9 protein-coding genes are annotated in these 6,966 nt (G+C 71.3%); 7 read left to right on the plus strand and 2 right to left on the minus strand.

The genetic code is table 11. From position 1 onward, the window contains the following. The first annotated feature begins 41 nt into the window (after positions 1-41). From ACFVFQ_RS36440 to ACFVFQ_RS36470, 7 genes are all read left to right on the plus strand, one after another. Positions 42-527 carry a hypothetical protein gene (locus ACFVFQ_RS36440; protein ID WP_383424629.1) on the plus strand — a complete coding sequence of 162 codons (486 nt, stop codon included), beginning with the start codon at positions 42-44 and terminating at the stop codon, positions 525-527. A gap of 2 nt (positions 528-529) precedes the next feature. Beyond that, complete coding sequence (locus tag ACFVFQ_RS36445) at positions 530-1,411, plus strand: NUDIX domain-containing protein (protein WP_383424630.1); 882 nt, start codon at positions 530-532, stop codon at positions 1,409-1,411. 90 nt (positions 1,412-1,501) lie between these two features. Beyond that, positions 1,502-1,864, plus strand: a complete 363-nt coding sequence (locus ACFVFQ_RS36450) for a hypothetical protein (protein ID WP_383424632.1) — start codon at positions 1,502-1,504, stop codon at positions 1,862-1,864. A 94-nt stretch (positions 1,865-1,958) separates the two neighbouring features. Further along, positions 1,959-2,249 carry a hypothetical protein gene (locus ACFVFQ_RS36455; protein WP_383424633.1) on the plus strand — a complete coding sequence of 97 codons (291 nt, stop codon included), beginning with the start codon at positions 1,959-1,961 and terminating at the stop codon, positions 2,247-2,249. Next, positions 2,246-2,521, plus strand: coding sequence for a hypothetical protein (locus tag ACFVFQ_RS36460; RefSeq protein ID WP_383424635.1), 276 nt, complete (start codon positions 2,246-2,248; stop codon positions 2,519-2,521). The genes ACFVFQ_RS36455 and ACFVFQ_RS36460 overlap by 4 nt, the downstream gene beginning before the upstream one ends. A 707-nt stretch (positions 2,522-3,228) precedes the next feature. Further along, positions 3,229-3,891, plus strand: a complete 663-nt coding sequence (locus ACFVFQ_RS36465) for a hypothetical protein (protein ID WP_383424637.1) — start codon at positions 3,229-3,231, stop codon at positions 3,889-3,891. A 665-nt stretch (positions 3,892-4,556) separates the two neighbouring features. Beyond that, entirely contained in the window at positions 4,557-4,679 is a 123-nt protein-coding gene (locus ACFVFQ_RS36470; protein ID WP_383424639.1) for a hypothetical protein, read from the plus strand. Between the two features lie 344 nt (positions 4,680-5,023). Here ACFVFQ_RS36470 and ACFVFQ_RS36475 read toward each other — a convergent pair whose 3' ends face one another. Both ACFVFQ_RS36475 and ACFVFQ_RS36480 read right to left on the minus strand, forming a co-directional pair. Next, positions 5,024-5,920: a recombinase family protein gene (locus ACFVFQ_RS36475; protein ID WP_383424641.1), complete on the minus strand. Its 897-nt coding sequence runs from the start codon at positions 5,918-5,920 to the stop codon at positions 5,024-5,026. 494 nt (positions 5,921-6,414) lie between these two features. Beyond that, positions 6,415-6,753, minus strand: coding sequence for a hypothetical protein (locus ACFVFQ_RS36480; RefSeq protein WP_383424643.1), 339 nt, complete (start codon positions 6,751-6,753; stop codon positions 6,415-6,417). Positions 6,754-6,966: the final 213 nt, after the last annotated feature.

A 6,966-nucleotide genomic window follows, 5' to 3' on the forward strand; every position in this document is an offset into this window, starting at 1 on the left:
AGGTCGTATCCAGCAATCCAGCTCACTCCGGAAGGACCCCAGTGGACCGCACCCCGAAGCTCAGCCTCGACCAGGAACTGCAGGCGGCCGTCGCCATCGTCCGCATCGGCCTCGACCGCATCCGTGACGCCGCGTGCCGCACCGAGGAGGTCGGCCCGCACGCCGCCGCCCTCCAGGCGCTGTACGACCCGGCCAACCCGGACGCTGGCGTTCTCGCGGCCGTCGCCGACGTCGTTGGCACCATCACGGTGTCGGTGACCGAGGTCGACCACGAGGACATCGACCGCGTCACCGAGCTGCTGGACGAGGCCCAGGGCCACGTGCAGGACAGCACCGGCGACCGCATCCGCCACGCCCTCGACCTCCTGGCGCCGCTCGTGGTGCTGCGGTGCGAGGTGTGCGGGAAGAGCGAGGGCGTCGAGGTGATGGATGACCCGTTCAGCTCGGCGCTCGACCCGGACGCCACCGACCACACGCAGATGACCCTCTGCCCGTCCTGCGCCACCGACCGATTCGAGGAGTCCTGACCATGACGATCCGCATCGTCTCCTTCGGCTACGGCCACGGCCCCGCTCCCACGGCCGACCTGGTCTTCGACCTGCGGGCCCTGCTCCGCAACCCGTTCAAGGACCGGCAGCTCAAGCACCTCACCGGGCTGGACGCGGCCGTCTACGAGCACGTCAGGGACACCCCGGGCGCCGAGCGGCTCGCGTTCAACGCGGTCGCCACCGCCCGCGGCCTCGCCGAAGACACCAGCGCCGACGTCACGATCGCGTGGGGTTGCACCGGCGGCCGGCACCGCAGCGTCGGCCTGGCCCGCCTCTCGCACGAGCTGCTGCTCGCCGTCGGCGACGAGGCCGCCATCGAGCACCGCGACGTCGACCAGGACCTCCTGCCCGCCGGAGTCCACAACCGGACCGAGCCCGAGCCCGAGACCATCCGCTACACCGCCGACGTGGTCGCCATGACGCCGGACGGCGACGTGCTGCTCATCGAGCGGGGTTGGCCGCCGCACGAGGGTGCGTGGGCGCTGCCCGGCGGCCACGTGGACCGGGGAGAGACGGCCATCGAGGCGGCGGCCCGCGAGCTGGCCGAGGAAACCGGCGTCCATGTCCCGGCCTCCGACCTGCGGGAGATCGGAGTCTTCGACCGCCCTGACCGCGATCCGCGCGGCCGGTACGTCACCGCCGCCTACCTCGCGGTGGTCCCGGTCGGCACCCCGATCGCTGCCGGGGACGACGCCCGCACGGCCCGCTGGTGGCCCGCCTCCAGCCTGCCGCCGCTGGCCTTCGATCACGCCGACATCCTCAACCTGGCCGCCAGCACCCCCGAGCCCGTGAACTCGACCGACATGTTCATGGTCGACCTCGACGGCGGCCGGGGCGGTCCGCTCCCGGACGACATCGCCTGACCGACCCCGCACTGTCAGTCCCGCACGACAAGATGGACCCGGGGTCGCCGACGTGGCGGCCCCGGCTCGTTTCCAGAGGAGACCGAACCCATGACCGACAAGACGCCCGCCAAGCTCGCAGACGACGCGTACGAAGCCCTCCGTGCCCTCAACCACGCCACGCTCGCCCCGAAGAGGGGAGACGAGGACTGGGAGTTCCCCGGCGACGCCTACAGCGTGGTTGGCAACCTCTCCCAGATGGCGATGGTCCTGCCCCAAGCCCTCCAGCAGACCGAGGCTCTGGTGAAGCACCTGGAAGCGGGCGGGAACCTGCGCAGCGACCGGAACACGCTCGACACCGACCTCGCCGCCACGTACGACGGTCTCGCCGAGGCGAAGGCCGCGGCGCAGACGCTGTTCGAGGCGCTCAACAGGGCTCACTCTGGGCTCAGCCCCATCGCGTACAAGGGCTGACGGTCGACCACGGCCCGGCCGTCGTCACGGTCGAGGAGGCCGCCGGCGGCTGTGGCGAGTAGGACACTCGTAAGCACCGACCCAAGGAGGGGCAGTGACCGCACAACCCGAACACCACGACGTCGTACCGCCGATGCGCACGCTCGCCGAGCTGCGCAATGCCCTCGGCGTCTGGGGATTCCCCGGCGACCTCCAGGCATTCGAGAAGGAGCTGGCGGACGCCGACCTGGACGACCTCACCCGCGTCCGCGAGATCACCCAGGCGTACCGGCACCGGGTCCTGCTGCGGTGCGACCCGCAGGCGATGGCGGCCCTGATGCGCAGTACCGACGACGTCGCCTTCGAGCTGGGCCAGAAGATGGCCGCCGAGGGGAACGCCCGGTGACCCACGCGTTCTACAGCGACGCCGCCGAGAAGATCCTGCGCAGCGACCTCAGTGTGAGCGAGCGGACGGCCGTCATGTCGGTGCGGGCTTCGCTGGAGGAGGACCCCACCCCCGACCACGCCCGCGGACTGCCGGACGCCGACCCCCGCTCTGAGTCCTTCGCGATCGACCTGCTCCCCGAGCAGACCGGCGGACGCGGCATCACCATCGTCTACCGCTACAGCCAGGACTTGGACGCCGCGCTGGTTCTCTGGCTCATCGCCGGTCCCTGACCCCGCAGCACCGAAGCGACCCCGGCAGGGAAAGTGCCGGGGTCGCTTCATGCCCAGAGTAGGGCGCGGGCCTCCCCCCGGCGCCGGCGCCGCCACGACTCGGACCGCCCCCGGTCCGACGACGAAGACCGTCTTCACCGATAACTTGCTCGACCTCGGTCGGGCGGCCGGAAGTAGTACTCCGGCACCAACTTGCTCGCGCGCGGGACCCCTGCTCGCCGGCCCCGTGCCCGGGTTCCGCTCACCCCGGCCTCCGTCGACAACGACGACCAGGAGCACCCTGCCGGACAGCCGCCGAGCGCCGTACACCTCTGGCACTTTTGCTCTCCGGTCCGCCGCACGGACCCCGAGCCCGCTGACCTGCTCTCCTGCTGCCCGCCTTTTCGTCCCGGACGTAATGGCCGCACGAGGCACACCATGTGCATTGCCTTCGCCCGCCGTACGGCTCCACTGACCTGCGCGAGCGGAGTTGCAAGAGATGTCATGCCGCCCGATGCCGTACGCGGGGACCGTGCGCACTTGCCCGGGGTCCGAGTTGGGGACGGTCCCGGTGTCGAGTCGTCAGGGGGACCGTCCCGCTGACGCGGTGTCACGGGGACCGTCCCCGTGACGGTCTGTCGGTCCCGAGGACGTGTCGACGTCCCCCGGCAGACCGCAGCCCAGTGACCGGGCACCTCTGGCACTTTTGTATGACCTAGGTTTCGTCCGTGACGAATCAGCAGCGGCCCTACACCGACGAAGAACTCGCCGAGATGCTCGGCGTGCGTGTGCCGACGACCGGGAACGACGACCAGGAGCAGCTCGGCGACGTCCTCGGCGAGCGCGTGAAGACGACCGTGCACGACCGTCTGGTGCGCCGTACGTGCGAGTGGTGCGGGGACCCGATCGACTACTCCGGCGTGGGCCGGCCCCCGCGCTACTGCAAGGACTCGCACCGCAAGCGGGCCTCGGAGTTGCGCACGGCGCAGGCCCGCGCGGACCGACCGGTCGAGGCCGGCGGGCGCACCGCCGAGCCGGTCCGGGAAGTCATCGAGCGAACCGAGACGGTCACGCGCACCGTGGTGCGGCGCGGCCCGGGGGAGGTGCGGCGTATCCCCGCGGCGCGGTCGAGCGGCGCTCCGTACACCCTCCCGGAGAACGCGCGGGAGTGGTTCGAGGCGCTTCAGTACCTCGCGGGCGATGCGCAGTCCGGACGGTTCACCGCCGACCAGCGGGCCCTGCTCCTGGGTGCGTGCGAGTCCGTCATCGAGGAGCTGCGCCGGGGGTCGGGTCTCTTCCCCGCACCCATCCCGGCCCCTCCGGCTCAGCCTCAGCTCTCCCGTGCCGAACGCCGTCGACAGGAGCGGGCCGCCCGCAAGATGCGCGGCTGAATCCCCCTTGACCGCCTTCGAGACGGAGCCTGGTCAAGGGATGTCGGCCATCGAATCGACGGCCGGACAGCGCCCCACCGACGCCGATCTCGGCGAGCAAGTTGGTGCGAAAGCTATGCTTCCGCGCTTTCGCCAGCCCGGCCGGGAGCCGAGCAAGTTGTCCCGCACGACCGTCCTACGGCGGTCGAAGGGGTGCGCACCGGCCGAGGGCTGCCGGTGCGTATCGGGTGCGGTGCACCGCCGGTGCGCATCCGCCGGCGGACGATGCGGTGCGCCCCGGTGCGGGAGGGCGATGCCCGGCATCGTGCAGCTGCACCGGGGCGCACGGCGGACGGCTCGGTGCGCACCTCCATTTCGTCCCGGACGAATCCAGGGTCATTCGTAATGCATGAGGTGTGACCGTCTCGATCATGAAGCGCGGAGCGCGGTGGGCGAGACGGTCCATGCGCAGCAGCGGGTGTCCACGGTCGGGCTCTCCGAGCACGGCAGTGGACACCCGTACGGCAGGCCGTATCGACACCGGAAGTGTCGATACCTTGGTCCTCGCTCGCGGGCTTGCCCTACAACTTGCTCTACGGCTTGCCGTACAAGTGGCCGCCCTACAACTTGCCTCGGCTCGACGGCGGCCACGGTCCTCGCGGGGCGCTGAGCTGGGTGGTCAAGGTGTGGCGCTGCCGCTCCGGCACGCCGACTACTTCTGTACGGGACCCTCTCCTCGGGGTGACGGGCCGTACGAAGTCGTGCTCCTGGTCGTCCTCGCCGCGTCCGGCGGACTGGTCGAGTTCTGAGCGGTTTCGAGCGGTCTCCACGCGTGCGCGCCCGTACGACGGCCCGCGGCGTTACTGATATCAGTGCGCCACAACTCGCTGCCGCCGGTTACTGCCTGCGGACCGACGCTCAGCGCAGCGACCACCGGGCTCACGGCGGACCGACCGGCGAAGGCGGCACGGAGATCAGCCGGGCTGAGCGAATATCTTGCTCCGCCCTGCTGGCCGGGCGGAGTTCGCGTCCGCCGGCGGACGTACGCCCGCAGGATCGCTCCTGACGAACTGGAGATCGTCCCGGAGCGCGGGAAGGGCCCCAAGAGCGCCCGCAGACGGCTCCGGGGCCCGTCCGGTGCCCGGCGGCGCTGTCAGGCGCTCTCGACGGCTTCCAGCGCCGCCGTGGACTCCGTGGCGGCCACGCGTTCGTCGTGCTCGCGCAGCATTCGCATGACGGTCGGCGGGGAGGGGTGCTGGCCCTTCTTGGCGCCCTTGGTGATGACGAGCCGGGCCGCGATCTCGCGCAGGCTCAGTTCCTGCGCCCGCAGGTGCAGCGCCATGCCGAGCATGTCGTCGTCGGTGACGGTGGCGCCGCCGATCCCCTTGCCCCGGAGGCGAGCCGACTCGTGCCCCTCCAGCGTGCGGTCGCGGATGTACTCGCGCTCCATCCCCGACATCGCGGCGAGCACGGTGAAGACGACGCCACCCGGATCGTGGGAGCCCTGGAGGTCGCCGGTGAGGAACTGCAGACCGATGTCGCCGGCGCGCAGCTCCTCGGCGAGCACGGCGAGATCCATGCCGCGGCCGAGCCGCTTGTGTTCGTGCACGACGAGGGTCACGGCGACGCCGGAGGCGCGGATCTCGCGGGCGAGAGTGACCGCCTTCTCCAGCTCCGGGCGCTTGGTGGCGCGGGTCGAGATCTTCTCCGAGAAGACCCGGGTGACCCCGGCCTCCGTGAGGGAGTCGAGCTGGGAGTCGAGCGACTGGCGGGCGGTCGACGCGCGGGCGTAGCCGATGTGGACGTGGCCGACCGGTTCGACGCCGGCCCCGGCCGGGCGCGGCAGCTCCACCCAGGCCGTGCCCGGCTTGCGTACGGCAGGCACCGGGACGTTCAGCGCCTTCGCCAGCGAGGGCACGAGACGGAACCGGGCGGTGTGGTACTGGATCGCCACGCGGCCCTTGGTCGTGCGGCACGGCGAGCCCGCCGGGGCGGCGCAGGTGGACATGGGGCAGTCGTGCGCTTCAACGCGCTGGAAGTCGTCGGTCACGTGATCACTGTTTCATGTGTCTGTTTCAGATTCCAGCTCATTTGAAACGACCCATGAAACGGGAAACGCGCAGCATGATCGCCGCGCGGCCGGGTGTTTCATAAGCGACCACCTATGTAACGGCGTCCCGACTCGGGACAGCCCTCTCCCATGGGAGAACGATGATCGGACCGGGTACCCCAGGTACCCGCGCGCCGCCCGGCCGCCGGCCTTCTTCCCCCACTTCGCCTCAACCCTTCACTCGGCGCGGGACCGGCCGGAGTCCGGTGGGCCCATCCGCCCTCTCACCTGGGCCCATCCGCCGGAGCGCCTCGGGATTCGTCCACCGCTCCCCGGTGGCCCTCCTGGTGACCGCCGCGCCGCACATCTCCCTGCCCCTGAGTTGGAACAGGACCGGCCCCGGCGCGCTGGACCTCCACCCGCGCTGAGCTGGGAGAAGGCCCGGATTCCCGCGCGGTTTTGTCGAGCACCGGGTTCTGGACCGGTTGCACGGGTCAGCCGGTGGCCCGTACGCCCTTCCAGCCGGGGCCGAGGCCGCGCCGGCGCGGACGTCCGGAGCGCGGCGCGGGCACCTCGGTGACGTCCTCGACGGCGGTCGGCGCGAGTCGGCGGCGCAGCACGGCGGTGGCGGCCGGGACCGCCGCGAGGGCGCGCGCGGCCTCCGGGTCGATCGCCGCCAGCGCCTCGGTGAGCATGTCGATGGCGTCCGCCGCGTCCTCGACCGCGCCCGTGCTCCACGTCGTCGGCGTCACCGTGTCGACCAGCTCGCACACCGCGTCGGCCACCGCCGCCGCCTGCTCCTCGACTCGCCGCCGCGGCTCTCCCAGGTTCATGCCCTGCCCAACGCTCACGCCGCGCCCCGGGGTGCCCGTAGCGTCACGTGAAGGCGTCACCCTGTGACGCCTTCTGTACGCGAACGCCGCTCCCGGTAGGCCCGTGTCCGGCACTTCGTTTCTCTGGCACTTCTGCCGTGTCTCTATGCGGATGAGCTGGGGGTTTTCGGACGGTGCTGGACCATGTCTCGTTCGGGTGAAGCGAGTCGGTCC

The organism is Streptomyces sp. NPDC057743, assembly GCF_042798755.1.
GTDB lineage: Bacteria > Actinomycetota > Actinomycetes > Streptomycetales > Streptomycetaceae > Streptomyces.

Coding starts and splice junctions, on each gene's coding strand:
- ACFVFQ_RS36480 (WP_383424643.1), bottom strand. CDS start 6,753: ATGAACCTGGGAGAGCCGCGGCGGCGAGTCGAGGAGCAGGCGGCGGCG.
- ACFVFQ_RS36445 (WP_383424630.1), top strand. CDS start 530: ATGACGATCCGCATCGTCTCCTTCGGCTACGGCCACGGCCCCGCTCCC.
- ACFVFQ_RS36450 (WP_383424632.1), top strand. CDS start 1,502: ATGACCGACAAGACGCCCGCCAAGCTCGCAGACGACGCGTACGAAGCC.